This window comes from Caulobacter sp. GW821-FHT11A05, from assembly GCF_058809015.1.
This window is the reverse complement of record NZ_JBXASF010000003.1, coordinates 266,847-292,500: the sequence shown is the minus strand read 5'-3', so window position 1 is coordinate 292,500 and position 25,654 is coordinate 266,847. Positions and strand designations below refer to the sequence as shown.

At 69.1% G+C, this 25,654-nt stretch carries 20 protein-coding genes, 1 tRNA gene and 1 pseudogene (1 of these 22 running past the window's edge); 10 read left to right on the top strand and 12 right to left on the bottom strand.

Translation table 11 applies throughout. The features are described from left to right. Together AC1RSK_RS07335 and AC1RSK_RS07330 are read left to right on the top strand one after the other, a co-directional pair. A protein-coding gene (locus AC1RSK_RS07335; RefSeq protein WP_492906843.1) for a LysE family translocator crosses the window boundary here: on the top strand, positions 1-348 show its 3' portion. It extends 294 nt beyond the left edge of the window; the window shows 348 of its 642 coding nt (coding positions 295-642); the start codon falls outside the window, past its left edge; its stop codon occupies positions 346-348. 55 nt (positions 349-403) lie between these two features. Continuing rightward, positions 404-2,185, top strand: a complete 1,782-nt coding sequence (locus AC1RSK_RS07330; RefSeq protein WP_492906842.1) for a VanW family protein — start codon at positions 404-406, stop codon at positions 2,183-2,185. On the opposite strand, the gene AC1RSK_RS07325 is transcribed toward AC1RSK_RS07330, so the two are convergent. Together AC1RSK_RS07325 and AC1RSK_RS07320 are read right to left on the bottom strand one after the other, a co-directional pair. After that, positions 2,182-2,652, bottom strand: a complete 471-nt coding sequence (locus AC1RSK_RS07325; RefSeq protein WP_492906841.1) for an SRPBCC domain-containing protein — start codon at positions 2,650-2,652, stop codon at positions 2,182-2,184. The genes AC1RSK_RS07330 and AC1RSK_RS07325 overlap by 4 nt on opposite strands. 22 nt (positions 2,653-2,674) lie before the next feature. Further along, entirely contained in the window at positions 2,675-2,995 is a 321-nt protein-coding gene (locus tag AC1RSK_RS07320) for an ArsR/SmtB family transcription factor (protein ID WP_492906840.1), read from the bottom strand. A 135-nt stretch (positions 2,996-3,130) separates the two neighbouring features. On the opposite strand from AC1RSK_RS07320, the gene AC1RSK_RS07315 reads away from it, so the two are divergent. The 7 genes from AC1RSK_RS07315 (at position 3,131) to AC1RSK_RS07285 (ending at position 8,921) form a co-directional block, all read left to right on the top strand. Beyond that, positions 3,131-3,340 (top strand): hypothetical protein, encoded by a 210-nt coding sequence (locus AC1RSK_RS07315; protein ID WP_492906839.1) that lies wholly within the window; start codon positions 3,131-3,133, stop codon positions 3,338-3,340. A gap of 200 nt (positions 3,341-3,540) precedes the next feature. Beyond that, on the top strand, positions 3,541-5,940 hold the full coding sequence (gene lon, locus AC1RSK_RS07310) for an endopeptidase La (protein WP_492906838.1): 2,400 nt from the start codon (positions 3,541-3,543) through the stop codon (positions 5,938-5,940). A gap of 168 nt (positions 5,941-6,108) precedes the next feature. Beyond that, the gene (locus AC1RSK_RS07305; protein ID WP_492906837.1) at positions 6,109-6,384 is read left to right on the top strand and encodes an HU family DNA-binding protein; all 276 of its coding nucleotides are present in this window, start codon (positions 6,109-6,111) and stop codon (positions 6,382-6,384) included. Between the two features lie 101 nt (positions 6,385-6,485). Next, entirely contained in the window at positions 6,486-6,935 is a 450-nt protein-coding gene (locus tag AC1RSK_RS07300) for a DUF1036 domain-containing protein (RefSeq protein ID WP_492906836.1), read from the top strand. Positions 6,936-6,976: 41 nt separating this feature from the next. Continuing rightward, positions 6,977-7,050, top strand: a tRNA-Val gene (locus AC1RSK_RS07295). Between the two features lie 46 nt (positions 7,051-7,096). Continuing rightward, positions 7,097-7,885, top strand: coding sequence for a DUF1295 domain-containing protein (locus tag AC1RSK_RS07290; protein ID WP_492906835.1), 789 nt, complete (start codon positions 7,097-7,099; stop codon positions 7,883-7,885). Positions 7,886-7,892: 7 nt separating this feature from the next. Next, complete coding sequence (locus AC1RSK_RS07285) at positions 7,893-8,921, top strand: SAM-dependent methyltransferase (protein WP_492906834.1); 1,029 nt, start codon at positions 7,893-7,895, stop codon at positions 8,919-8,921. Positions 8,922-8,993: 72 nt separating this feature from the next. On the opposite strand, the gene AC1RSK_RS07280 is transcribed toward AC1RSK_RS07285, so the two are convergent. From AC1RSK_RS07280 to AC1RSK_RS07240, 9 genes and pseudogenes are all read right to left on the bottom strand, one after another. Beyond that, positions 8,994-9,530: a GNAT family N-acetyltransferase gene (locus tag AC1RSK_RS07280; protein ID WP_492906833.1), complete on the bottom strand. Its 537-nt coding sequence runs from the start codon at positions 9,528-9,530 to the stop codon at positions 8,994-8,996. Between the two features lie 73 nt (positions 9,531-9,603). Next, a complete protein-coding gene (locus AC1RSK_RS07275; protein ID WP_492906876.1) occupies positions 9,604-9,801 on the bottom strand; it encodes a cold-shock protein in 198 nt (65 codons plus the stop codon). Positions 9,802-9,963: 162 nt separating this feature from the next. After that, a pseudogene (locus AC1RSK_RS07270) lies at positions 9,964-10,161 on the bottom strand (cold-shock protein); the annotation flags it as partial. Between the two features lie 223 nt (positions 10,162-10,384). Continuing rightward, positions 10,385-10,918 (bottom strand): SRPBCC family protein, encoded by a 534-nt coding sequence (locus AC1RSK_RS07265; RefSeq protein WP_492906832.1) that lies wholly within the window; start codon positions 10,916-10,918, stop codon positions 10,385-10,387. Between the two features lie 34 nt (positions 10,919-10,952). Beyond that, positions 10,953-11,381, bottom strand: a complete 429-nt coding sequence (locus AC1RSK_RS07260) for a VOC family protein (protein ID WP_492906831.1) — start codon at positions 11,379-11,381, stop codon at positions 10,953-10,955. A 282-nt stretch (positions 11,382-11,663) separates the two neighbouring features. Continuing rightward, entirely contained in the window at positions 11,664-12,590 is a 927-nt protein-coding gene (locus AC1RSK_RS07255; RefSeq protein WP_492906830.1) for an NAD(P)/FAD-dependent oxidoreductase, read from the bottom strand. After that, the gene (locus AC1RSK_RS07250; RefSeq protein ID WP_492906829.1) at positions 12,587-13,030 is read right to left on the bottom strand and encodes an RrF2 family transcriptional regulator; all 444 of its coding nucleotides are present in this window, start codon (positions 13,028-13,030) and stop codon (positions 12,587-12,589) included. Before AC1RSK_RS07250 ends, AC1RSK_RS07255 begins: the two co-directional genes overlap by 4 nt. 104 nt (positions 13,031-13,134) lie before the next feature. Further along, on the bottom strand, positions 13,135-14,373 hold the full coding sequence (locus AC1RSK_RS07245) for an RNA polymerase sigma factor (RefSeq protein ID WP_492906828.1): 1,239 nt from the start codon (positions 14,371-14,373) through the stop codon (positions 13,135-13,137). After that, positions 14,373-14,750, bottom strand: coding sequence for a YciI family protein (locus AC1RSK_RS07240; protein ID WP_492906827.1), 378 nt, complete (start codon positions 14,748-14,750; stop codon positions 14,373-14,375). Before AC1RSK_RS07240 ends, AC1RSK_RS07245 begins: the two co-directional genes overlap by 1 nt. Before the next feature lie 192 nt (positions 14,751-14,942). Between AC1RSK_RS07240 and AC1RSK_RS07235 the strand changes: the two genes are divergently transcribed. After that, positions 14,943-15,950, top strand: coding sequence for a hypothetical protein (locus AC1RSK_RS07235; RefSeq protein WP_492906826.1), 1,008 nt, complete (start codon positions 14,943-14,945; stop codon positions 15,948-15,950). 184 nt (positions 15,951-16,134) lie between these two features. Here AC1RSK_RS07235 and AC1RSK_RS07230 read toward each other — a convergent pair whose 3' ends face one another. Then, a complete protein-coding gene (locus AC1RSK_RS07230) occupies positions 16,135-25,638 on the bottom strand; it encodes an FG-GAP-like repeat-containing protein (RefSeq protein ID WP_492906825.1) in 9,504 nt (3,167 codons plus the stop codon). Positions 25,639-25,654 lie beyond the last annotated feature (16 nt).

Sequence of the window (25,654 nt, the reverse complement as noted above, 5' to 3'; positions counted from 1 at the left end):
GGCGGCGGCCCGCATGAGGCCGGCCCCTCGGCGGCGGCCAGTTCGACGGCGGGCTGGTTCCTGCGGGGGCTGATGACCAATCTGCTCAATCCCAAGGTCGGTGTCTTCTACGTCAGCTTCCTGCCGCAGTTCATTCCGGCGGGGGCCGACACGCTTGGCTGGAGCCTGCTGCTGGCGGGGGTGCATGGGCTGCAGACGGTGGTCTGGTTCGGCGCCTTGATCGCGGCGACCCGGCCCCTCGGGCGCTGGTTGAAAAAGACCGCCGTGGTCCGCTGGCTGGACGGGGTGACAGGCGCCTTGCTGGTCGCCTTCGGCATCGGCCTGGCCTTGCAGAAGCGGGCGCTCTGACGCGGTAGCGGGCGGCAAGGGGGCGGGTTATCGTCGGGACGAACGGTGGGGGCGGATGAGCCACATTCCTGATCAGGGCAGCCTCGTTGCCGAGTCCGAGCTGGCGGGGAGTGACCTCGACTGGTGGGAGCGGCCGAGCCGGCTGTCGGGGGCGGTGTTCACGGCCAAGGTGCTGGCCTTCCGGGCGCGGCGCGGGCTGATCAACCTGACGGCGGGGCTCAAACCCCTGACGCCCGGACCCAAGCCGGCCGACTATGTGTTGCTGGCCGAGGCGCGCAGCGGCCTGTGGACCGACGAGCGCTCGCGGGAACATCGCCACCAGCGCGGCAAGGTCGAGAACCTGCGGCGCGCCACGGCGGCGATCGGCTCGGGGATGTTGAAGCCCGGGCAGGTGTTCAGCTTCTGGCGGGTGGTCGGCAAGGCCACCCGGCGGCGCGGCTATGTCGATGGCCGGATGATCCAGGAGGGCTGCCTGGTGCCGGCGGTCGGCGGCGGCCTCTGCCAGCTGTCGAACGCCCTCTATGACGTGGCCCAGCGGGCCGGATGCGAGATCCTCGAGCGGCATGGCCATTCCAAGATCGTGCCCGGTTCGGCCTCGACGCACGGGCGCGACGCCACCGTGGCCTGGAACTATGTCGACCTGCGGTTCGCCCACGCCACGCCGCTGCACATCGAGACGCGGCTGACCGAGGGCGAGCTGATCGTGCGGTTCAGCGGGCCGCCCGGTGAAGGCGCGGTCGCGCCAAAAGGCTGCGCCGAGCCGGGGAGGGGGCCGACGCGGGAGGCGCGCAGCTGCGACAGCTGCCAACAGATCAGCTGCTATCGGCATGAGGGACCAAGCCCGGCGACGGCCTCGGCCCGTCAGGTCTGGCTGGTCGACGAGGCCTGGCCGGAGTTCCAGGCGCTGTGGGCGCAGCGGGCCGGGCCCAAGGACCTGCTTGGCCTGCCACTCGATGGCGGGCGGTGGCGGATGGCGCGTTACGCCTGGGCTGGAGCGCCGGCGGGGCGGACGCGGGACGCCATGCTGGCGGCGCTGGGACGATCGGCGGCGGTGCGGCGGCTCAGCGCCCAAGGGCCGGCGCGGCGGCGGGCGGAGCTGGACGGGGCCGAGACCATCGCCCGCTCGCTGGAGCGGCTGCTGACGCCGGACGACCTGGACATCGTCGTCGCCCAGAGCCTGCTCCCCTGCCTGTGGCGGCGTGGGCGGCTTGGCGGGCGGCGCTTCAGCGTGCTGATGACCCGCGCGCCGATGGGGGTGCTGCAGGCGCGGCTCGACGAGGCGCATGGCGCCGCGCCGGAGCAGGCCAGCCTGGCTGATTTTCGCGCCGATCCGGCCCTGGTCGCCGCCGAGGCCCAGGCGTTGGCTGCGGCGCACCGGATCCTGACGCCGCACGCCGCCGTCGCCGCCCTGTTCGGCGAGCGGGCCGAGCGCCTGGCCTGGATCGCGCCGCAGCGGCGTCCGGCGACCGCGGCGCAGGGCCGGCGGATCGCTTTTCCGGGGCCGACGGCGGCCCGCAAGGGCGCCTGGGCGGTGCGCGAGGCGGCCAGGGCGTTGGACCTCGAGGTGGTGCTGGCCGGATCGGCGCTGGAGGGGGCGGATTTCTGGGACGGGGTGAAGACCCTCGGCCCTGGCGCCGACTGGCTGGACGGCGTCGCCGCCGTGGTCCAGCCGGCCGTGGTCGAGGACAACCCGCGCCGCCTGCTCGGGGCCCTGGCGGCCGGCGTGCCGGTGATCGCCACCCCGGCCTGTGGCCTGGACCCGCAGCCGGGGCTGACGCTGATCCCGCCCGGCAACAGCGCCGCCCTGATCGCGGCGCTAGAGGGCAGGGGACTCTAGGCCGCCATCAGCGCGACATGGCGCTCCAGCTGGTCGAGGCCGGAGTTGGTTCCCTGCTCGAAGCCGGCGCCGACATGCTCGGCGTACATGCGGGCCGAGGCGAAGACGGTCTTCGAGGTCACGGTCGTCTTTCCGTCCAGCTCGTCGAAGGTGATGGTCGTCACCATCCGCTCGGCGCCCGGCATCTCGAAGCCGTTGTCCCACTTGATGAGCCTGTCCGGCACGATCTCCAGATAGGTGCCGCCGAAGGCCGGGTTCTGCACGCCGGTGGAGCCGGTCATCGCCATCCGCCACCGGCCGCCGACCCGGAAGTCCATCTCGCACATGGTCACCGGCCAGCCGACTGGGCCGAACCACTGCATGATGTGCTCGCGCTCGGCGTGGGCCTTGAACAGCAGCCGGGCGGGGGCGTTGAACACCCGCACGATGGTCAGGGTGCGGGCTTCGACGTTCGTGTCGTCACTCATCTTTGGCGTCCTTGTCCTTGAGTTATTTCACATAATCGTCCAGCCGCTCGAAGCTCTCTTCCCAGAAGCGCCGGTAGTCGCCGAGCCAGGCGTCGACGCCGGCCAGACCCTGAGCGTCCAGCCGCACCGGGCGGAACTGGGCCTCGCGGCCGCGGGTGATGAGGCCTGCGCGTTCCAGCACCTTGAGGTGTTTGGAGATGGTCGGCTGCGCCAGGTCGAAGGCGTCGACCAGCTGGTTCACCGTCGCTTCGCGGCCGGCGATGCGGGCCAGGATGGCGCGGCGGGTCGGGTCGGCCAGGGCGCCGAACAGGCGGTCCAGAGGGTCGTCCGTGGCAGGCGTCATGCATTGCCTTCCTTCAATATAGCCAAATGGCAATATAAAGGGCCGGCTGTCAAGGTGCGGGGCCGTGTCGCAGCGACAGCCGGGTCTGCTTCCCCTATTTGGGTCGCCTCCCACAGCGCCCCGTGAGCGTCTTTCATGAACCAGCTGATCCGCGCCGCCTTCTCCGCCCGCTGGCTGTCCGGCGCCACCGTGTTCCTCGTCGCCTGGCTCATCGGCTCCAAGGCCGCCGAGGGCATGAACCTGGCCCAGTGGCTGGGCGCCTTCGTCGCCCTGGCCGGCTCCATCATCTGGGCGGTGATCGAGCAGGTCTGGCCGGCCCAGCGCCGCCAGCCGGCCGAGGACTAGCCCAGGGCGCGAAGATCGCCGCCGCAAGGGCGATATCACGCGATTTTTCCTGATTCTTTCGGCGCTTATCCCCGCCTGTGACAGGGGGTCGGCTTGAATGCGCCTGCGAAGCGCCCAACTATCTTCTCAATCGTACTCGTTCGTAACGGAACGTGTACGCCGCGACGCCGATTATCGGGTCGCGGGCAGGAGACAGGTAAATGTCAGAACTTCGTACCCTTCCGGTGTTGCCGCTTCGGGACATCGTTGTGTTTCCCCATATGGTCGTGCCCCTGTTCGTGGGCCGCGAGAAATCCGTCCGCGCCCTTGAAGAAGTGATGCGCGGCGACAAGCAGATCCTGCTGGCCACCCAGAAGAACAGCGCGGACGACGATCCGTTGCCCGAGGCCATCTATGACGTCGGCGTCGTGGCCACCGTGCTGCAGCTGCTGAAACTGCCCGACGGCACCGTCAAGGTGCTGGTCGAGGGCAAGCAGCGCGCGGCCGTCACCCGCTTCATCGGCTCGGAGGACTTCTACGAGGCCGAGGCCGCCATTCTCGACGAGGACGACGGCGAAGAGCACGAGGCCGAAGCCCTCAGCCGCGCCGTGGCCGAGCAGTTCGAGGCCTACGTCAAGCTCAACAAGAAGATCCCGCCGGAAGCCCTGGCGTCGATCCCGCACATCACCGAACCCGGCAAGCTGGCCGACAGCATCGCCGCCCACCTGTCGGTGAAGATCGGCGACAAGCAGCAGCTGCTGGAGCTGTTCAACGTCGTGAAGCGTCTGGAGAAGGTGTTCTCGCTGATGGAAGGCGAGATTTCCGTCCTGCAGGTCGAGAAGAAGATCCGCAGCCGCGTGAAGCGGCAGATGGAGAAGACCCAGCGCGAGTATTACCTGAACGAGCAGATGAAGGCGATCCAGCGCGAGCTGGGCGACCAGGACGACGGTCGCGACGAACTCATCGAACTCGAAAAGCGCATCAAGAAGACCAAGCTCTCGAAAGAGGCGCGGACCAAGGCCGACGGCGAGCTGAAGAAGCTGCGCAACATGAGCCCGATGTCGGCCGAGAGCACCGTGGTGCGCAACTATCTCGACTGGCTGCTGTCCATTCCGTGGGGCAAGGCCAAGCCCAAGAAGATCGACATCGCCCGGGCCGAGGCCATCCTCGAAGAGGATCACTACGGCCTGGAGAAGGTGAAGGAGCGGATCCTCGAGTACCTGGCCGTCCAGGCCCGGACCAACTCGCTGAAAGGTCCGATCCTCTGCCTCGTCGGTCCGCCCGGCGTCGGCAAGACCTCGCTCGGCCGTTCGATCGCCAAGGCGACCGGGCGTGAGTTCGTGCGCCTGTCCCTGGGCGGCGTGCGCGACGAGGCCGAGATCCGCGGCCACCGCCGCACCTACATCGGCTCGATGCCCGGCAAGATCATCCAGTCGATGAAGAAGGCCAAGGCGGTCGACCCCTTCTTCCTGTTCGATGAGATCGACAAGATGGGCAGCGACTACCGGGGCGATCCGTCCTCGGCCCTGCTGGAGGTGCTGGACCCGGCGCAGAACTCGACCTTCGCCGACCACTACCTGGAGGTCGACTATGACCTCAGCCAGACGATGTTCGTCACCACGGCCAACAGCCTGAACATGCCCCAGCCGCTGCTGGACCGCATGGAGATCATCCGCATCCCCGGCTACACCGAGGCCGAGAAGATCGAGATCGCCAAGCGGCACGTGCTGCCCAAGCTGACCAAGGACCACGGCCTGTCGGCCGAGGACTTCGTCGTGCCGGACAAGGCCATCCAGGACCTGATCCGCTACTACACCCGGGAAGCCGGCGTGCGGTCGCTGGAGCGGGAACTGGGCAACCTGGCGCGGAAGACCGTGCGCGACCTGGCCCGCGAGGACGTCAAGTCGATCACCATCGACGATGAACGCCTGGCCAAGTACGCCGGCATCCAGAAGTACCGCTACGGCGAGACGGACGAGGAGGATCAGGTCGGTATCGTCACCGGTCTGGCCTGGACCGAGTTCGGCGGCGAGATCCTGACCATCGAGGCGGTCAAGATGCCCGGCAAGGGCCGCATGTCGATCACCGGCAACCTCAAGGACGTCATGAAGGAGTCCATCGCCGCGGCGAACTCCTACGTGCGGTCGCGCTCGACCAAGTTCGGCATCAAGCCGCCGGCCTTCGAGAAGACCGATGTCCACGTGCACGTTCCGGAAGGCGCCACGCCCAAGGACGGGCCGTCGGCCGGTGTCGCCATGGCCATCGCCATCATCTCGGTGCTGACCGGCATTCCGATCCGCAAGGACATCGCCATGACCGGCGAGGTGACCCTGCGCGGCCGCGTCCTGCCGATCGGCGGCCTGAAGGAAAAGCTGCTGGCCGCCCTGCGCTCGGGGATCAAGACCGTCCTCATCCCGCAGGAGAACGAGAAGGACCTGGCCGACGTGCCGCAGACGGTGAAGGACGCCCTCGAAATCGTCCCGATCTCGACCGTCGACGAGGCCATCGCCCGGGCTCTGATCGCCGCTCCGGTGGCCATCGAATGGTCGGAAGACGACGAGCCGGTTGTTGCGCCTGCGAAGGTGGAAGAAGCCGACGGGGACGCCGTGATTACCCACTAAGGGTAAACAACGGTATGTGAACGTCGATAATGTGCGCGCCCCGGGGCAACCCGGGGCGCGTTTGTTTTGACGGCTAGCCGACAGTCTTCATAATCGCGCTGGGCGAGGGGCCTCGCGCGCCACGCGAACACCGCGCCGCACAACGGATTATTGGCTGGGAGACTGCGTATGACGAAGGCCGAACTGGTCGCCGCGATCGCGGACGGCGCGGGACTGAACAAGACCCAGGCGGGAGCCGCCCTCGAAGCCTTTACCGCGGCGGTGACCGCGTCCCTGAAGAAGGGCGAGGATGTGCGTCTGGTGGGCTTTGGCGCCTTCAAGGCCGTCGCCCGCGCCGCCGGCACGGCCCGCAACCCGCGCACCGGCGAGACCGTCAAGCGACCGGCCAGCAAGACCGCCCGCTTCCAGGTGGGCGAGGGGCTGAAGTCCGCGCTCAACGGCTGACCATTTGGCGCAGGCGCCCGGCGATGCAACCGCCGGCGTCTTGCCAACCCTACGGAATGCGTTTGTGATCACTGTGGGGCTGATCCTACGGGGGTATGAGCATGTCCGTTTCCAGACTTTCCGGCGTGGCGATGGCTGCGCTGTTGTTGGCTGTTTCGCCGGCGCTGGCCCAGGATCAGGGCCTCGGCTCGACGCCGCGGGCCGGCTACGTGGCCTTGAGCTTCTGCAACAAGACCTCCGGCAACGTCTATCTGGCGGTCAGCTACAAGGAGACGCCGGGGTCCGACCGCTGGGTCGTCGAGGGCTGGAAGAAGATCGCCGGCGCCAGCTGCATCACCCTGAGCCTGCCCAACGACGGCAAGATCTACGACTACGCCGAGGATGAGTCGGACGGCGACTGGGGTGGCGACTTCAAGCTCTGCGTTGAGCGCCCCGGGCCGTTCAAGCGGATCAACACCGCCGACTACACCTGCAACGAAGACCTGCTGGTGGGCTTTGGCGAGATCGACGCCAGTGGGCTGGCCAGCAAGACGGTCAACTACAACCCCTAGGCTTTCGCTTCGGCGTTTCTGCGGCTACATCCCACCGGCGCGGGCGGCTAGCTCAGCTGGTTAGAGCATCTCGTTTACACCGAGAGGGTCGGCGGTTCGAACCCGTCGCCGCCCACGCGCACCCCTCACATCCATTCGCCAGCGGCGCGCGTAGGTAGGACATGATCCTTCTCGCCGTCGCTGTCGCCGCGGGCTTGAGCGCCTGGATGGCCATCGCCTGGTCCTACCAGCGGGCCGTGGCCAACGGCGGCTGGACGGACGTCTTCTGGAGCTTCGGCATGGGGCCGGCGGGCGTGGCCTGCGCGCTCTGGCCGCTCGGTGAGGCGACGCCGCGGCAGTGGATCGCCGGCGGGCTGGTCCTGGTCTGGTCGCTGCGGCTGGGGGCGCACCTGCGGCGGCGGGTGGCCGGGGCGGCGGAGGATCCGCGCTACGCCGGCTTCCGCAGGGCCTGGGGCAAGGACTTCCAGAGGCGGATGTTCGGCTTCCTGCAGGCGCAGGCGGTTTCGGGCGCGCTGCTCTGCCTGGCCATCCTGGTCGCCGCCCGCAATCCCGCTCCGGGGCTGGTCTGGAGCGACATCGCGGCGGGGCTGATCCTGGCCGGCGGCATCGCCGGGGAGAGCCTGGCCGACGCCCAGCTGGCGCGGTTCAAGGCCGATCCGGCCAACAGGGGCAAGGTCTGTGACGTCGGCCTGTGGGGCTGGTCGCGGCATCCCAACTACTTCTTCGAATGGACCATCTGGCTGGCCTGGCCGGTGATGGCCATTGGACCGGATGGCGGCTGGCCCTGGGGCTGGCTGGCGCTGATCGGGCCGGCCTTCATGGCCTTCCTGCTGATCAAGGTGTCCGGCCTGCCGCCGCTGGAGCAGGCCATGCTGAAGTCCCGTGGGCAGGCCTATGCCGACTACCAGGCCCGCGTCTCCGCCTTCTTCCCACTGCCCCCGAAAGCCTGAGGCTCCCATGGATCTCTTGAGAACCGCCATCAACGCCGCCGAGAGCCTTCCCGCGCCGGACCTGATCCGCAAGGCGGCGATCAGCTGGCTGGTCGAGAAGCAGCGGCTGGACCTGCTGGACCTGCCCGACGATCTGCCCGGCCAGTTCGCTCGGGACATGCGCAGCCGGCCGATCGCCGAGCACACGCAGGCGGCCAACGACCAGCACTATGAGGTGCCGGCCGAGTTCTTCCGCCTCGTGCTGGGCCCGCGCCTGAAATACTCCAGCTGCCTGTACGACAACGGCGCCCGCACCCTGTCCCAGGCCGAGGACCGGGCCCTGGCGGTGACCTGCGAGCATGCCCGGCTGGAAGACGGCCAGGACATCCTTGAGCTCGGCTGCGGCTGGGGCTCGCTGTCGCTGTGGATGGCGGCCCGCTATCCCAAGGCGCGGATCACCAGCGTCTCCAACTCCAACGGCCAGCGCCTGCATATCGAGGCCCAGGCCCGGAAGCGGGGCTACGACAACCTCAAGGTCGTCACCGCCGACGCCAATGTCTTCCAGCCGGAGGGGACGTTCGACCGGGTGGTCTCGGTGGAGATGTTCGAGCACATGGCCAACTGGGGCCAGCTGCTGGGCCGGGTGCGCGACTGGCTGCGACCGGAGGGGAGGCTGTTCCTCCACATCTTCAGCCATCGCGCCCAGCCCTACCGGTTCAGCCACGAGGACCAGGACGACTGGATCGGCAAATACTTCTTCACCGGCGGCTTCATGCCCAGCCATGATCTGATCCGCGACTTTTCCGACCTGTTCGAGGTGCTGGAGGACTGGAAATGGAACGGCGGCCACTATGAGCGGACGGCGCTTGATTGGTTAGCAAGCATGGACCGCGAGGACCTGGCCGTGCGCCGGATCATGAAGGCGACCTATGGCGACGAGGCCGAGGTCTGGCGGCGGCGCCGGCGGCTGTTCTTCCTGGCCACGGCCGGGCTGTTCGGCCATCGCGACGGGCAGGAGTGGGGCGTCAGTCACTACCTCTTGAGGCCGGTGCGGTAGTCACTTGGAGCCGGTGCTGCCCTCATCCGACCCCTTCGGGGCCACCTTCTCCCGACAAGCGGGAGAAGGACGCTAGGGCCGTTCCCTCCGGTAAATCACCGTCGGCTCGTCGTGGTAGGTGGTGTGGGCCAGTTCCTTGAAGCCGACCTTTTCGGCCACCCGGACCGACGGGGCGTTGCCCGGCGAGATGATGCAGCAGGTGGGGGCGGTGAAGACCGTGTCGCCCCAGGCGATGGCGCCCTGGATGGCCTCGGTGGCGTAGCCTTTGCCGTGGGCCCAGGGCTGCAGGGCCCAGCCCATCTCCGGCATGCCGGTCAGGACCGGGGAGATGTCGCGGTGGAAGTCGGCGAAGCCGGCCTCGCCGACGAAGCGGCCGCTGGCCTTCTCGAAAATGGCCCAGAAGCCGTAGCCGAGGGCCGACCAGTGGCCGATGTAGCGCAGGGTGCGGGCCCAGACTTCTTCCTGGGCGGCCGGGCGGCCGCCGATGAAGCGGGTCACCTGCGGATCGCTCCACAGGGCCAGGCCGTCGTCGAAGTCGGAGGGGGTATGGCCGCGGAGGATTAGGCGCTCCGTTTCGAGCACCGGCGCGGCGGAGAGGGCAGGAGTCACGTGGTGGCTCACCCGAAAACGGTCAGGAAGAGAAAGGGCCGGCTCTCGCTGGAGAACCGGCCCTCAAAAGCTCTTAGTCGAGCTTGAGGTTGGTCGCCGAGGTCTTGCCGCTGCGACGATCCTGCTCGAGGTCGTAGGAGACGGCCTGGCCTTCGTTCAGGCCACGCAGACCGGCCTGTTCGACCGCCGAGATGTGGACGAACACGTCGCCGCCACCGTCGTTCGGTTGGATGAAGCCGAAGCCCTTGGTGCCGTTGAACCACTTGACCACGCCCGAACCCGGACCGGCCGGTTCACGCGAGCCGCCGCCACCGCCGGCGCGGGGGCCGTCGAAGGAGCGCGGCGGACGGTCGAACGAGCGTTGCGGGCGGTCGAAGCCGCCGCCGCCGCCACGGGCGCCGCCGGCCGGGGGCGGGCCGCTGCCGGTGACAACCAGTTGGCCGGCCGACAGCTTGCCGCTGCGGCGGTCCTGTTCCAGCTCGTAGTTGACCAGATCGCCGTCGTTCAGGCCGTGCAGGCCAGCTTGCTCGACCGCCGAGATGTGGACGAAGACATCGCTGCCCCCGTCATCGGGTTGGATGAAGCCAAAACCCTTGGCTCCGTTGAACCATTTGACCGTACCGCGCGCCATGTAGTCGTCCTAGTAGAGTAGTGACCGCCAGATGGCGGCCCAGAATTCCGCCACGATGGCGGCATCGACCGGTGGATTTAGCCGCATAGTGGCGAGAGCGCTAGATGCTACTGCGCCGTTCGGGCGAACGACGTTTGAAGTTTTTCGCGTCCCGCCTAGAGCTTTCTCCCTTCCGCACCACCAAGGCTGGGCGCCGGATGTGGCGGAAGGGAGGCAGAGCCGGTCACTTTTCGGCGGCGGCCTTCATGTCGGCCAGGCCCTTGTCGAAGTCCTTGCCGAGGGTCTTGTCCATGCCCATCAGGGTGTCCATGACCTTGAACATCAGGGGCGACTTGCCGGTCATCGCCCAGGTCACCCTGGTCCCTTCGCCGACCGGTTCGAGATCGAAGGTGGCGGTGTTGTTGGCCGGGAAGGGCTTGGTGAAGTCCAGCGCGATGGCCACCCGGCGGCCGGGACTGGCCTCATTGATGGTCATCTTTCCGACCCCGGCGTTCTTGCCCTCCCAGGCGTAGGTTCCGCCCAGGCCCGCCGCCGGCTCGCCGTAGGTGCGCTTCATGTCGGCGTCGAGCTTCTCGAACGGCGACCACTGACCCCACTGATGGAAGTCCTGGATCAGGGCGTAGACCTTCTCCGGCGGAGCGTTGATCGTGGTGCTGCGCTGGATGATGAAGGTGTCGGGCTTGGTGCTGGCGAAGGCCACCAGGCCGATGACGGCGAGCACGAGCAGGCCGAGGATGATGAGGATGATCTTGAGCATGGTCTTCGTCCCAAAAATCTGATGATGCAGGCACTTAGCCGGCCTTATTGCCATTCTCGTTGAATGCCCACTGCACGCCGAAGGGGTCGGTCGCCGTCCCCCATTTGTCGCCCCAGAACATCAGCTCGACCGGCACGGTCGGGGCGCAGCCGGCCTTCACGGCGCGATCGAACCACGCCTGGGCGTCGTCGACCAGCAGTTGCATGATCAGGCAGGTCAGGGGCGCGGCGGCGTGGCCATGCTCGGGGAAGGGGTCGTTGAGCATGACCGAGCCGCCGTTGATGGTCAGCTGGGCGTGGATCAGGCGCTTGCCGTCCTCGGCCGGAATGACGCCGACTTCCTCGGCGGCGAAGGCCTGCTTGTAGAAGGCGACCGCCTCGGCCGCGCGCTCGATGATGATGTAGGGCACCACGCCGGGCTCGAGGCCGGCCTTGGCGTTGGCTTGGGTGAGGGCGTCGGTCATGGGCGTCTCCTGTAGAAAACCTAAGGACGGCCGGGAGGCGGTGAATCCGACAGGGGGGTCTTAAAATCCGTCGGGGGTCGATAAGCTGTTGAAAAAGAAGGTTTTATGTTTTCGAGGGGGTGCGGATTTCGTAGGGGTCAGGTTCGGTTTCTGCAGGGGTCGTGCCGGGTATCTGTGGGTGGTGGAGTGGGGGGGCGCCGACAAAACCATGGCGAAAGCGTCGGGGAATCGCGGTTCGGTCGCCGGGCGGCGCTTATCGAAGCGGCGGACCATTATAGATCTTCAGGCGGCCTTGAGCGCGTCGTGCATGAGGGACTGGTGGACGGCCACGCCGGCCATGACGCCGTCGGCCGAGGCGAAGGTGGCGTTGTGCATCTGGCGGGTGGCGTCGCCGGCCGCGAAGACGCCGGGGACGTTGGTGGCCTTCATGTCGTCGACCAGGACATAGGGGCCGGTCATGCCGTCGGCGAAGGCGCAGCCGAGATCGGCGGCCAGGGGCGAGGCGAGCTGGGTCTTGGGGGCGATGAACAGGCCGGCCAGGGGCAGCAGGCGGCCGTCGGCCAGCCGCACCGCTTCCAGCTCCGGCGCCGGTCCCAGGAGTTCGACGATGGGGGAGCGTTCGATGGCCGCGCCGCGGGCGGCCAGCAGGGCGGCCTGGTCGGCGTCAGGCTCGAAGAGGCCCTGGCCGAAGTAGGTGGTCGGGCCCCAGTCGGGCAGCATGGCCGCCTGGTGGGCCGACATCGGGTGGCCGGCCAGCACGCCGAGCGGCCGGTCGCGCAGTTCGAAGCCGTGGCAGTAGGGGCAATGGAGGACGCTGGCGCCCCAGCGCTCGCGAAGGCCGGGAATGTCGGGGAGGGTGTCGCGAACGCCGACGGCCAGGATCAGGCGGCGGGCATGGAGGTCTCGTCCGTCGGCGGTGCGCAGGACGAAGTCGCCGATCGCGCCGGTCGCCTCCACCGCCTCGCCGGTCAGCCATTCGACGGTGGGATAGGCTTCGAGCTGGCGGCGGCCCTCGCGCATGATCTCGGCCGGGGCCTTGCCGTCGTGGCCGAGGAAGCCGTGGGCGGCGTCGGCGAAGCGGTTGCGCGGCAGGCCGGCGTCGATGACCAGCACCCGGCGGCGGGCGCGGGCCAGCTGCAGGGCGGCCGACAGGCCGGCAAAGCTGCCGCCGACGACGATGACGTCATGCGAGGACGGGGGGAGGGTCATGGGTGGATCTCCAGACGGACGCCGCCGCGCCGCGCCACGTCGGCGGCGAGGTCGGCCAGGGTGATGCGGGACAGGCGGGCGGCCAGCAGGGTCTCGACCTCGCGCCGGACGTCCGCAAGGATGTCGTTGACGGCCCGTTCGACGAGGCAGCCGGGCGACTCCTCGGCCGGGTCGAAGGCGACCAGGGTCTCGCCCAGAGCGGCCTGGATCTGCGCCAGGGTGATCTGCCCGGCCGGCCGGGCCAGCCGCCAGCCGCCGCCGGCCCCCTTGGTCGAGGCCAGGATGCCGGCCTCGCGCAGGCCGGCGAAGGTGCGGCGGACGACGACCGGATTGGTGTCGGCCCAGGCGGCGAGGGTTTCGGAAACCACCGGCTCGTCCGGCTTGGCGGCCATGTGGGCGAGGAGGTGGAGGGCGACCGAGGTGCGGCTGCTGCGTTTCATGTAACTTTATTTGTTACGTGAGCGCGGAGATGCAAGGGGTAGAGGTGGGTTTTCTATCCTCCCCCGTAGCGCGAAGCGCGTACGGGGGAGGATGAGGGCGGCTTTCACCCCGCCAGCAGGCTGTCGATCTGCCGGCGGATGTGGGTCGCTTCCGCCAGGCTGCCGGCCAGGCCGATGGCGCGGTCGAAGGCTTCGCGGGCTTCGGGCTTGCGGCCGAGCTGGGTCAGCAGCCAGCCGCGCAGGCCGTGGAAATGGAAGTAGCCGGAGAGGCGGTCGGCGAGGGGGTCGACCAGGGCCAGGGCCGCCTCGGGGCCGGCGGTCTTGGCGACGGCGACGGCGCGGTTGAGGGTGACGACCGGCGAGGGATGGAGGCGTTCGAGGTTGGCGTAGAGGGCGTCGATCTGCTGCCAGTCGGTGTCGGCGGGGGTGGCGGCGCGGGCGTGCAGGGCGGCGATGGCGGCCTGGACCTGGTAGGAGCCGGGCTGGGCATGGCGCATGGCCTTGTCGATCAGGGCCAGGCCCTCAGCGATCAGCTTGCGGTTCCACAGCGACCGGTCCTGGTCGTCGAGCAGGATGACCTCGCCGTCCTTGTCGAAGCGGGCGTCGGCGCGGGACTGCTGCAGCAGCATCAGGGCGGTTAGGCCCATGATCTCCGGCTCGGTCTGGAACAGGCGCAGCAGCAGGCGGCCCAGGCGGATGGCCTCGCCGGCCAGCTGGCCCTTGTCCTCGTCATCCCGGCCGGCCGAATAGCCTTCGTTGAAGATCAGGTAAGTCATGGCCGCGACGGCGGCCAGGCGTTCGGAGCGCTCGACGGCGCCGGGGGTCTCGAAGCTGGTGCCGGCGGCGGCGATGCGGGCCTTGGCGCGGGTGATGCGCTGCTCCATGGCCGCCTCGCCGACCAGGAAGGCCTTGGCGATCTGGCGCACGGTCAGGCCGCTGACGATACGCAGGGCGAGCGCGATCTGCTGGGTCGGCGGCAGGGCCGGGTGGCAGCAGATGAACATCAGCCGCAGGACGTCGTCGCGGTAGTCGGCGCCGTCGAGGCGCTCGGCCAGGTCGGGTTCGGCGTCGTCGAGGTCGCTGATCTGTTCCTCGTCGGGCAGGGCGGTCTGGCGGCTGAGCTTGCGGACCTGATCGATGCCGGCATTGCGGCCGACCATGATCAGCCAGGCGGTCGGATCGCGCGGCGGGCCCTTATCCGGCCAGGTGCGCAGGGCCCGCAGGCAGGCGTCCTGAAAGGCTTCCTCGGCGGTGTCCAGGTCGCGGAAATAGCGCAGCAGGGCGCCGACCGCCTGGGGGCGGGCCGAGGTCAGGGCCGACTGGATCCAGGCCGGATCGGTCATCAGAGGCTGCCCACGTCCCCGCCGGGGTGGAAGACGGCCATCGGGCGGATCTCGTAGCTGCCGAGGCCCGGGTTGGCCTTGGCGAGGTCCTTGGCGATGGCCAGGGCTTCGTCCAGGTCAGCGACGTTGACGACGTAGAAGCCCAGCAGCTGTTCCTTGGTCTCGGCGAAGGGGCCGTCGATGACCAGCGGCTCGTCGCCTTTGCGCAGGGTGGTGGCGGCGGTGGTCGGCAGCAGGCGGGCGACGGGGCCGAGCTTGCCGGCGGCGGACAGGCGGTCCTGCACGGCGCCGAGGGCGACCATGACGCGCTCGTCCTCCTCCTGGCTCCAGGAGCCGACGACGTCTTCCTGATTGTAGCAGAATATCGCGTAGAGCATGGGCTTGGCCTCCGGTGACAGCCCTAGGACGGGCGGCTTTGGCCTGAACCGACAACGCCCCCGAAAAAATGTCCAGCCGCGCGTCTACACTCGAAACGGGTGGTCGTTTGCGGAACTTTGGTTTTCGGGACTAGGGTCGCCCGGTCCGGGGAGTCGGGCAGGGGCGGACCGCTTGAGGTTCGTGGGGCGGCGATGGCGATCAGCGACGAGAAGCTTGCCGCGAAGGTCGCGGTCATCCGGCGCGACCAGAGCCTGCGCGCGGCGCGCCGGGCCGGGGCTTCCGTGCCCGCCCATGTGGTCACCGACGAGATCCTCGACCTGGTCGTCGGGCCGCTGACCGAAGCCAATCTGTCGCGGGTCTGGAAAGAGCCCGGCTATCGGGCGGCGGCCATCGGCCTGATGGAGATGGGCCTGCCGGAGCGGGCGGACAGCGGCGTTGTCATCCATGCCCTGCGCGACGTCACCCGGTTCGCGGCCGGCATCTGGACGCTGGGCCTCTATGCCCAGCCCGGCGGCCTGACCATCGCCCGGTTCAACGCCCTGGCCGAGGCGGTCGGCTATGGCAGCCGCACCTGGTCGCACGCCGCCTTCGCCTATCTGCGCTTCATCGGCTACATCGAGCCTGAAGCGAGCAGCGATGACCGGCGGGAACGGCGCTTTCGCCCGACCGCTCGCCTGCGGTCGGCGTTCCGCGCTCACTTTGTCCGGCAGGTGCGCATCACCGCCGGGGTCGACCCTCACCTGGAAGGCTATGCCGACCAGCTGGCCCGGGACGACGCGACGTTCGACCGCTTCGTGATCGCCGCCAGCGACGCCCAGCTGACCTCGGCGCTGATCCACCGCCAGAACACCGATCCGACCATGGATGTCTTCTCCAAGCGGCGGAACGGCATGCCGATGTTCTGGCAGCTGATCCATGCCGCCCCGCCGGGCGAGACATGGCCCACGGCCGCGTGGTTTCCGATCAGCATCTCGGATCTCGCCCGTCGTTCCGGCGCCTCGCGGGCGCATTTCCAGCGGATGCTGCGCGATGCGGAGGCCGCCGGCATGGTGCAGACCGACGGCCAGGGCAACCTGCGCATCCGTCGGCGCATGCGGGTCGAGATCAATACCTTCACGGGCATTCTGATCATCGGGGTCGGGACGGTGAGGCGGATCATCGAGCTGCAGGAAGCGGGCGCCAGCTCCAAGGCTGCCTGACCAAGGGCTGTCATCCTTCGGTCGGCGAAGCCGATCCGGAGGACCCACCGCGGGGCGGAGCCGGCTGGAGTCGGAAGGCCGGCATCGCTGTTCGAGCAACCCTGCCAACGCCAGCCGCCAAGCTTACGGGTGGGTCCTCCGGATCGCTGCGCGACCGAAGGATGACAGGGTTTGGGTGGGGAGATTACAGGATCCACCCGCCGTTCGTGTCGCCCGCGCCGGTAAAGAGGTTCGCGCCCGTCAGCGAATGATCCCCCGTGATCGCCACGCGGAAGTCGGCCTTGCCGTCGCCGTCGGCGTCCAACTCCAGGGTAGTGATGCCGGCTCCGAACTTCAGGGTGGCCTGGCCGGCGACCTTGGTGAACCTGGCGGCGAAGGCGAAGGCCTGGTCGCCGGCCAGCAGGCTGTTGGCGTCGATGGCCGAGAGGTCGATGCGGTCGCCCTCGGCGAAGTTGAGGTCGAGGATGCTGTCGCGGTCGGCCAGCAGGCCGCCTCCCGACAGGCGCACATCGTCGGCGGTGAAGACGAAGCTGTCGGCGCCGGTCCCGCCGGTCAGCTTGTCGGCGTCGAAACCACCGATGAGGCGGTCGGCCCCGTCGCCGCCGACCAGGATGTCGATGCCGGCGTCGCCGAACAGCTGGTCGTCACCGGCCATGCCGCTGAGCGTGTCGAGGCCGCCGCCGCCATGCAGGAGGTTACCGCCGCCGTTGCCGGTGAGGATGTTGGTCAGGGCGTTGCCGGTCCCGGCGATGTCGCCCGAGCCGGTCAGGGTCAGGTTCTCCAGATCGCCGGCCAGGACGTAGGTGATGGCGGCGTTGACGAGGTCCGTGCCGCCCGTATCGACGATGACGTCGAGGGCGTTGTCGACGCCGTAGACGTCGTTGCCGAGACCGCCGTCCAGCTGGTCGGCCCCGAGGCCGCCGTCGAGGCTGTCGTTGCCGTCGCCGCCGGTCAGGGCGTCGATCCCGGCCCCGCCGGTCAGGATGTCGTTGCCAAGGCCGCCGTCGAGGAGGTCGTTGCCGTCGCCGCCGTCGAGGGTGTCGGCGCCGGCCGCGCCGATCAGGCTGTCATCGCCGCCCAGGCCCGACAGGCGGTTGTTGCTGAGGTTGCCGGTGATCAGGTTGTTCACCGCATTGCCGGTGGCGTCGAGGGCGCCGTTGGCGGTGAAGACCAGGTTCTCGATGCCCAGGCCCATCACCCAGCTGATCTTCGACTGGAGGGTGTCGAGGCCGCCGCCGCCGATCTCGACCGCGAAGTCGTCGAGGTTGTCGATGATGTAGGTATCGTCGCCGAGGCCGCCGAGCATGGCGTCGGCCCCGAGCCCGCCATCGAGCAGGTCGGCGCCGTCGCCGCCGATCAGGATGTCTTCGCCGGCCATGCCCTTGAGGACGTCGTCGCCCTCCAGCCCGGTGAGGGTGTTGATGTTGGCCGTGCCGGTCAGGCTGTTGCCGGCGGCGTTGCCGGTCCCGTCGAGGGTGGCGGCCGTGCCGATCAGGATCAGGTTTTCCAGGCCAGCCGCCAGCGTCCAGGTGATCGAGCTCTGCACGGTGTCGATGCCGCCGCCGCCGGTCTCGTCAGTGACGTCGCCGAGGACTTCGACGTTGTAGAGGTCGTTGCCCAGGCCGCCGCGCATGACGTCGGCGCCGAGCCCCCCCTGCAGATTGTCGTCGCCGTCGCCGCCGTCGAGGATGTCGGCCCCGGCCCCGGCGTTGAGGATGTCGTTGCCGGCCAAACCCGTGAGGACATTGATGGCGGCGTTGCCGACCAGGGTGTTGGCCAAGGCGTTGCCCGTGCCGTTGAGGGCGGTCAGGCCGGTGAGGGTGAGGTTTTCGAGGAAGTCGCCAAGGGTGTAGCTGAAGGCTGCCTTGATGGTGTCGATGCCTTCGCCGTCGAGCTCGATGACGGTGTCGGAGGCGTCGATCGTATAGGTATCATTGCCGAGGCCGCCGATGAGCTGGTCGGGGCCGCCCTTGCCGTCAAGGACGTCATTGCCGGCCAGGCCGTGGAGGACGTTGTCATTGGCGTCGCCGTTCAGCGTGTCGTCGCCGGGTGTGCCGTAGACGTGCTCCGGCTCGTTGATGACGGTCAGGGTGGTGAAGAAGTAGGCGGGGCCCGGCTGGTAGAGGCGCGGGCCGCCGCTCAGGGTCTGCAGGTACCAGATCTCGTCGGAGATCTGTAGCTCGGGAATGCCATCGCCGTTGAGATCGGCGAGGACGGCTTCGTCGAGCGTCGCGCCGCTGCTGGCGTCGTAGACCCGGGCGAAATAGTCGGGGGCGCCGAAGACGCCGCCGCCGAGGTTTTCCAGGCTGTAGAGGGTGTAGAGGCCCGTCGCGTAGAGGATGTCGAGATCGCCGTCGCCGTCGAGGTCACCGACGAACGGCCGGCTGGTGGCGACGGCGTTGATCGCCAGATCACGCTGCTGGAAGACCGGTGCGGCGCGGGTTCCGACATTGTCGAAGCGCATGGTCCCCAACGGCCCGTTGACCAGCATGTCGAGATCGCCGTCGCCATCGAGGTCGCCGAACACCGGTGAGACCTTGGCGATGCCGGGGTTGACGTCGAAGCCGCTGAACGGATTGGCCGCGCCCGTCCGCTGGGTCCAGGCGCCGGCCATGCCGGGGCCGCCGGTGTTCTCGAAGTAGGCGATCGTGCCGTTGACCCGGCCGGCGACGATGTCGAGGTCGCCGTCGCCGTCAAAATCGATCACCGAGGTCACGGCGGCGTTCGCGGGGTTGCCCGCGCCCGGGTCCAGGTTTCCGGTGAAGCCTGGCAGGGCCATCTCGACGAAGTGCGCGGCCTGGGCCGTGCCGGTGTTGAGGGCCAGGCCCATGCCCTTGAAATCGCGGGTGTAGAGGATGTCGAGGTCGCCGTCGGCGTCGTAGTCCACGACGGTCGGGGACTGGTAGAAGGGGGCGAGGTTGGCCTCCTTGAACAGCTGCAGCGGGCCGCCGGCGAGGACCAGCGAGGCGTCGAGCAGGTAGGGGGCCGGTGTCAGGGCGATGCCCAGGGTGCGGTCGGCCAGCGGCGTATTGCTGGTCGTGCTGAAGCCGATGGCGGCCAGCAGGGCCTCGACCGCGAGGGGCGTGACGTTGCTGTTGAAGCTGACGTCGATGATGCGGGCGCCGCCGGAGACGCCGGTGGTGACCGTCCCGATGGCGACGCCGCCGTAGGTGACCACGCCGTTGCTGGAACCGATCTGGCCGGCGCCCGTGCCCTGGTTGACGATCTCGAAGGTCTCGCCGGCCACGACATAGGCCATGTCGATGTGCAGGTGGCCGCCCTGAAAGTTGGTCGGCTCGCCGATCAGGAAGCCGCCCAGGTCGATGGCGGTGAGGCCGGCGTTGGCGGCGTTTTCGTGAACGGTGGCCTGGCCGGGCGCAGTGATGCCGAAGGAGACGAGGGTGGTCCGCAGCGGGGCCTGGGTGTGGACCTCGAAGCTGACGCTCTGGTCCGGGGCGGCGCCGGGCAGGTCGAGGACGGCCTGGAAGCTGTGGTCGGCGCCCAGGTTCCACGGCGTCTGCGAAGACCACTGCAGCTGGTGAACGGCGTTGTTGATGTCGGCGACGGTGGCGTCGGCGGTGAAGGTCAGGGCGACGCCGCCGTCGATCAGGCTGAGGCTGCCGACCAGGACGGAGCCGCGATAGAGGTCCTGGCCCGACTGCGAGGTGATGCCGCCGACGGTGGCTTCCAGGTAGACGGTCTCTCCGGCCGCCAGGCCGGTGATCCGCAGGACCGTGCCGCCGATGTCGAAGCCGTCGGCATCGATGACCGAGATGGCCGTCGCGAAGGCGCTGTGGTCGCCGCTGTCGACCGTCGCCTCGAAGCCACTGAAGGTGAGGACGGTCGGCGACTCGTAGGGTGTGACGTTGATGGTGACGCTGACCGGCGCCGCCGGGACGAAGTCGCCGGAGGGCGGCGGCGTCTCGATGACCTGGATGCTGAGGGTGCGGCTGGCGGTCGAGGTGTTGCTGACGTTGGCGTAGGCCAGATGCTCGAGAATGGCTTCGGCGTTGGCCAGCCGGGCGATGGGGTTCAGGCCGGCGACGGTGATGTTGAAGTCGCCGCCGACGCCGCCGGTGGCGTTACCGATCAGCACGCCGCCCAGGGTGATGGCGCCGGTCGTGGGGTTCCAGCTGAGATGGGCGTCGCCGAGCAGGGTGACGCGGTCTTCGGCCAGCAGGCCGCTGACGGTCAGGCCGGTGATCGGGCGGAACTCGATCGAGGTCAGGGTGACGGCGGCGTCGAGCAGCTGCGGGGCGGCATTGACGGCCTGTTCGCCGAAGCTGTGGCTGGCGGTGACCTCGGTCAGGGTGGTGGGGTCGAACTGCTGCTCGACGGTGACCTGATGGAGGGTGGTGAATGAACCGCTGGAGCCGACGATCTCGAACGACAGGTTGAACAGCGGGTAGGGGAAGTCGCTGGCGTTCTGGATCGTCAGGTTGGCGAGGAAGGTCTGCACCTGGGCGACGGTGGCGCCGTTGAGGTGGACGATGATGTCGCCGGTCGCGCCGCCGGGGCTGGCGATGAACAGGGTGGCGCCGCCGTAGCTGAGCACGCCGGCGGTGCGCAGGTTGCCGACGGCGGGATCGCCGTCCTGGGCCGCCAGGGACAGGGTGAACTCGTCGGGCAGGTTTCGGATGATGATGTGCTGGCCCGAGCCGACATCGTCGACATCGGTGAAGCTGACCAGCGGCAGCAGCAGCTGGCCGCCGGCCTGGAGGGCGGTTTCCTGCAGGGTGACGCTGCCGATGCCGGTGAGGACGGTGGGGTCGTTCTCGGCGATGATGGTGACGTCGTGCTGGGTTTGGCTGACGACGCCGATGGAGTCGGTCAGGGTGATGGTGATCTGGTCGGCGCCGTCCGGGGCCTGGTCGCTGTTGCGGTAGCGGGCCGCTTCGACGATGGCTTCGATGTCGGCGGCGGTGACGTTGGCGTTGAACTGGATGACCGGGCCGCCGGCGTAGGTGTCGGAGACCAGCTGGCCGTCGACCCTCAGGCCGATGGCGCCGAAACCGAAGGCGAGGCGGCCGGAGACATCCAGGCTGACGAAGCCGGTGGACTCGGCGGTCGTGAAGCTCAGGGACCCGCCGGCGAAGCTGGGGGTGTCGGGGGCGTGGAAGCTGACCGCGCCGTCGAGCGGGACGTAGCCGGCGTTGACGGCGTTCTCGTAGACGACGATGGGGCCCAAGTCGGTGAACGACGGCGCCTCGGTTTCGTCTGTGACGTTGACGACGATCTGGACCGGGGCCGGCGGATGGCCGGTGTCGATGGCGTCGACGATCTGGAAGGCCAGGGTGCGGCTGGCGGTCGGGTGGTCGCTGGCGTTGGCATAGGCCAGGTGCTCGATGATGGCCTCGAGGTCGGTCAGGACGCCCGGCTCGGGCGCGCTGTCGACCAGGATGGAGACGCCGTAGCTGCCGTCGGGCAGCAGCACACGCGCGAAGCCGCCGGCCCCGTCGGAGACGATCCGGGGACCGGGGACGCCGTTGATCGTGATGACGCCGGTGTCCGGGTCCCAGCTGAAATTGGCGTCCGGGGTGAAGCTCAGGCGATCCTCGGCGAGCAGGCCGGAAATCAGGACGGACTGGATGGGCACGCCTTCCGACGAGGTCAGATGGACGTCGGCGTCGAGCCGTTGCGGCCCGGCGTTGACCGCCTGTTCGCCGAAGGTCACCGAGGCGTCCAGGCCGACGACGGCGGTGGGGTCGAACTGCGGCGTGACGTTGACCGTCAGGGTCGGGGCGATGAGGCCGGGGAGCAGGGCCGGGTGGCCGTAGACGTTGACCAGGGCGAGGGTCAGGGTGCGGGTGGCGGCGGGGGTGTCGCTGCTGGTTGAGAAGCCCAGGGCTTCGAGGACGGCGTCGACGCTGAATTGATTGGCCTGGTCGTTGAAGGTGACGACGAGGCTGACGCCATCGGTGACGGCGGCATGGGCGATAACGGCGCCGGAGATGCTGACCTCGCCGGTCTGGTCGTCGAAGACCAGGCCCGAGCCGTCCAGCAGGGTGACGCGGTCGCCGGCGGTCAGGCCGCCGACGGTGAGGACGGCGCCGGCCACGGGCTCGTTCTGCGGGTTGTGGACGGCGTCGGTGACCAGGGCCTGTGGGCGGGCGTTGACGACCTGTTCGTCGAAGGTGGTCGCGGCCGGGGTCAGGCTGAGCTGGGTTACCTCGCCCCGGGCCTGGATGGTGTACTTCCAGCCGGCGGCCGCGGTCTGGCCGTCCGCGCCGTACAGGATGACGCTGAGGGAATGGGGATCGCTGGTCGGGTTGTCGTTGCTGTTGAGCAGGGCGACCGCTTTCAGCACGGCCTCGACGACCTTGGAGTCGGTGACCTCGCCGAAGGTCAGGGTGAACTGCGAGCCGACCCGCGCGGTGGTGGCGATGACCTGGCCGTCGTAGCGGACCTCGCCGGTGGCGCCGTCGAAGCTGACGCGGTTGACCGAGCGGATGGTGACGCCGTCCTCGGCCTGCAGGCCCTCGACGACCAGCCGCCCGCCCGGCAGGCCGCCGTTCGACATCATCGTGACGGACGGCATGACGAAGTCGCCCTGGTAGTTGAGCAGGTTCTCATCGAGGACGCCGTTGAAGCCGAGGCCGCTGACGATGAGTTGCGGGGCGGCGATCTCGATCTCGAAGGCCAGGGTGACCGGGCCGGTCTCGCCGACACGGTGCAGGGCCTCGCCCTCGCTGTTCTGCAGCGACAGGGTCAGGGTGCGCATCGCCTCCGGAGTCGTGGCGTCGGTGCGCAGGGCAAGGTTTTCGAGGACCAGCTCGACCTCGGCCGTGGTGACGCCGGCCGCGAAGGTGACGGTCAGCGGATCGCCATTCAGCCCGCCGCTGGCATGGCCGATGACGGTGGAGAAGTTGACGAGGAGGTCGCCGTTCGGGTCCTGGTAGAGGGCCTGGATGTCGTGGCCCGAGAAGCCCAGGATATCGCTGGCCGCGGCGCCCGAGACGGTCAGGACCGCGCCTGAGTAGTCGCCGTTGGTGTCGCGCAGGGTGACGGCGGCGTCGAGCGGCGTGAAGCTGGCGACGTAGGCCTGCGGCACGGAGACGGCGGTCGCGAAGTCCGAGAGCTCCATGGCGTAGCTGACGCCGCCGGCGATGTTGACGACGATCTGGTCGGCGCTGACCAGGCCCGCCGGGTCGTGCAGGGTCAGGGTCAGGGTGCGGGCGGCGTCGGGCGTGCCGGCGTTGCTGAAGGTCAGGGCCTCGACGACGGCCTCGACGCCGGCCTTGGTCGCGCCGCTGCCGAAGTGGACGGTGAAGCTGGCGCCGCCATCGATCATCTGGCCGATCTGGTCGCCGTTCAGGACCAGGTAGAGGTTGCCCTTGTCATTGACGATGTCGAAGGCGCCGTCGGCGATGCCGACCACGTCGCCCGGCGCCATGCCCGTGACGGTCAGGCGGGCGCCCTGCCAGCTGCCGCCGGGGCCGGTGACGGTGACGCCGCTGTCCAGCAGATGCGGCGTGGCGGCCTGCGCCAGGGTGAGGTCGAGGGCGGCGGCGAGGTCGGTCAGGTCGCCCTGTTCGTAGACGACGATCTCGATGCCGGGCGCCCCGCCGGCGTCATCCACCAGGGCATGGCCGGCCTGGTCGGTGAGGGCCAGGGTCAGGGTGTGAGCCCCGACGGCGGCGCCGGGGCTGGTGAAGCTGAGGGCGGCGATCATCGCCTGGACGGCGGCGACGGAGGCGTCGGCGTTGAGGGTGACCGAGAAGGTCGCGCCCTGGCCGCCGGCGGCGACGCCGATGGCCAGGCCCAGGTAGCTGACGACGCCGCCGCTGACCGTCAGGTCGGTGGTCGGGGCGAGGCTGACCTGGTCGGTGGCCTCCAGGCCGCTGACGGTGAAGACCGAACCGTTCAGGTCGCCTTCCGGATCCTGGAGGGTGAGGTCGGCGCAGAGGGCGACCGGATCGGCGGCGTCGCCGATTTCGATCCGATGCTGGGGCGCCAGGCCCGACAGGGTCATCTGCTCGGGATTGTCGGTGATGGTCAGGCCGACGACGTATTGGAGGATCGGGCTGGAGCTGGCGTCGAGGATGTCGAGGGTCAGCTGGGACGGTTGGGGCGCGTTGCTGCTGTTGGCGTAGGTGAGGTTCTCCAGCACCGCCTCGATGGCGGCCGGCGAGGCACCCGAGAAGGTGATCAGCCACTGGCCGCCGAGGTCCTGGAACTGGCCGATGGCGACGCCGCCGAAATAGATCTGGCCGCCGTCGAAGCCGACCTGGCCGGCGCCCATGCCCTGGTCGCGGATGGAGATGCGGTCGTCGGAGGATTGCGGGGTGATCGACAGGTAGCTGTTGGCCAGGTCCTGCTCGCTGTCGGTCAGGGTCAGGTCGCCGAACAGCAGTTGCGGCGCGGCGCTGACGGCGTCCTCCTCGAAGGCGAGGTTGGCAGGCAGGCCGGCGAGGGCGATCTGGCCCAGTTCGTCGTAGACCTGGATGCTGACAGTGTTGGTGATCGGCGGCGGGGCGACCAGCACCTGGAAGCCGCTGGCGTCGAAGGCCACCAGGTCGAGGACGCCGTCGCCGTTGACGTCGAGGGCCGCCAGAGAGCCCGGCGCGGTCAGGGTGAGGCCGGCGAACGGGTTGGGGCCGGTAAAGTCGAAGCCGCCCATGCTGTCGCCGCGGCCAAGGGTGACGGCGCCGTCGGTCAGGGCGATGATCAGGTCGAGGGCGCCGTCGCCGGTGAAATCGGCCAGCAGCGGCCGGCCGGTCGCCGTTTCACTGGACGTCCACACCGGCTCGTAGCCCATGCCGTAGGGGACGTAGTTCAGCAGGGTGGAGATCTGGCCTGTGCTGCTGACCACCACCAGGTCGCCGAAGCCGTCCTTGTTGAAGTCGGCGATGGCCAGGGACATGCCGGGATCGGTGGGCAGATGGCTGGAAACGGCGAGGGCGCTGTCGCTGTCCTCGATGAACTCGCCGTCGTAGCCCGAGCCGGCGCCGTGGCCGGCGAAGACGCGGAGTGAGCCAACTGGGTCCACGGCGACGATGTCGGTGAAGCCATCGCCGTTGATGTCGCCGGCGGTGATCGCCGAGCCGGGGGCCAGGGTGGCGTCCATGGCGATATGGACGTCGGAGGAGAGGTCGAAGCCGGTCGCGCTGTGCTCATGGAAGACCAGGGCGCCGCCGGTGGTGACGAAGACCAGGTCGCGGCCGCCGTCGTTGTCGAAGTCGCCGGCCGCGACCGGGCTCTGCTCCAGCGGATCGCCGCCGGCCCCGAGCGCCAGGACGCCGGGGGTGTAGCCGGTGACGCTGCCGGTGGTCTGGCCGGCGCCATCGGTGACGTCGATGGTCAGGGTGCGGCTGGAGGTCGGATGGTCAGAGAGGTTGGCGTAGGTCAGGTGCTCGATCACCGCCTCGACCGCCGCCAGGGTGGCGGCGCCGTTGAAGGCGATGGTGAAGTCGGTCCCGGCCCCGCCCGAGGCGATGCCGATCAGCAGGCCGCCGAAGGTGACCTCGCCGGTGGCGGCGTTGTAGCCGACCTGGCCCGCGCCGGTCCCTTGGTTGAACAGCGAGACGATGTCCTCGGCCAGCAGGCCGTGCACGCGCAGCTGGCCGTTCGCCAGGTCGGCCTCGACATCGGTCAGGGTGACGTCGGCGTCGATCAGCTGGGGCGCGGCGCTGGCGTCGGTCTCGGAAAGAGCGACGGTGTCGAGGGCGGTCAGAGTCGGGGCAGTCATGGCTCGGCCTTACAGA

Excerpts from the sequence above, each read along its gene's own strand:
- AC1RSK_RS07330 (WP_492906842.1), top strand. The coding sequence starts at position 404 with ATGAGCCACATTCCTGATCAGGGCAGCCTCGTTGCCGAGTCCGAGCTG.
- AC1RSK_RS07325 (WP_492906841.1), bottom strand. The coding sequence starts at position 2,652 with ATGAGTGACGACACGAACGTCGAAGCCCGCACCCTGACCATCGTGCGG.
- AC1RSK_RS07320 (WP_492906840.1), bottom strand. The coding sequence starts at position 2,995 with ATGACGCCTGCCACGGACGACCCTCTGGACCGCCTGTTCGGCGCCCTG.
- AC1RSK_RS07315 (WP_492906839.1), top strand. The coding sequence starts at position 3,131 with ATGAACCAGCTGATCCGCGCCGCCTTCTCCGCCCGCTGGCTGTCCGGC.
- lon (WP_492906838.1), top strand. The coding sequence starts at position 3,541 with ATGTCAGAACTTCGTACCCTTCCGGTGTTGCCGCTTCGGGACATCGTT.
- AC1RSK_RS07305 (WP_492906837.1), top strand. The coding sequence starts at position 6,109 with ATGACGAAGGCCGAACTGGTCGCCGCGATCGCGGACGGCGCGGGACTG.
- AC1RSK_RS07300 (WP_492906836.1), top strand. The coding sequence starts at position 6,486 with ATGTCCGTTTCCAGACTTTCCGGCGTGGCGATGGCTGCGCTGTTGTTG.
- AC1RSK_RS07290 (WP_492906835.1), top strand. The coding sequence starts at position 7,097 with ATGATCCTTCTCGCCGTCGCTGTCGCCGCGGGCTTGAGCGCCTGGATG.
- AC1RSK_RS07285 (WP_492906834.1), top strand. The coding sequence starts at position 7,893 with ATGGATCTCTTGAGAACCGCCATCAACGCCGCCGAGAGCCTTCCCGCG.
- AC1RSK_RS07265 (WP_492906832.1), bottom strand. The coding sequence starts at position 10,918 with ATGCTCAAGATCATCCTCATCATCCTCGGCCTGCTCGTGCTCGCCGTC.
- AC1RSK_RS07260 (WP_492906831.1), bottom strand. The coding sequence starts at position 11,381 with ATGACCGACGCCCTCACCCAAGCCAACGCCAAGGCCGGCCTCGAGCCC.
- AC1RSK_RS07255 (WP_492906830.1), bottom strand. The coding sequence starts at position 12,590 with ATGACCCTCCCCCCGTCCTCGCATGACGTCATCGTCGTCGGCGGCAGC.
- AC1RSK_RS07250 (WP_492906829.1), bottom strand. The coding sequence starts at position 13,030 with ATGAAACGCAGCAGCCGCACCTCGGTCGCCCTCCACCTCCTCGCCCAC.
- AC1RSK_RS07245 (WP_492906828.1), bottom strand. The coding sequence starts at position 14,373 with ATGACCGATCCGGCCTGGATCCAGTCGGCCCTGACCTCGGCCCGCCCC.
- AC1RSK_RS07240 (WP_492906827.1), bottom strand. The coding sequence starts at position 14,750 with ATGCTCTACGCGATATTCTGCTACAATCAGGAAGACGTCGTCGGCTCC.
- AC1RSK_RS07235 (WP_492906826.1), top strand. The coding sequence starts at position 14,943 with ATGGCGATCAGCGACGAGAAGCTTGCCGCGAAGGTCGCGGTCATCCGG.
- AC1RSK_RS07230 (WP_492906825.1), bottom strand. The coding sequence starts at position 25,638 with ATGACTGCCCCGACTCTGACCGCCCTCGACACCGTCGCTCTTTCCGAG.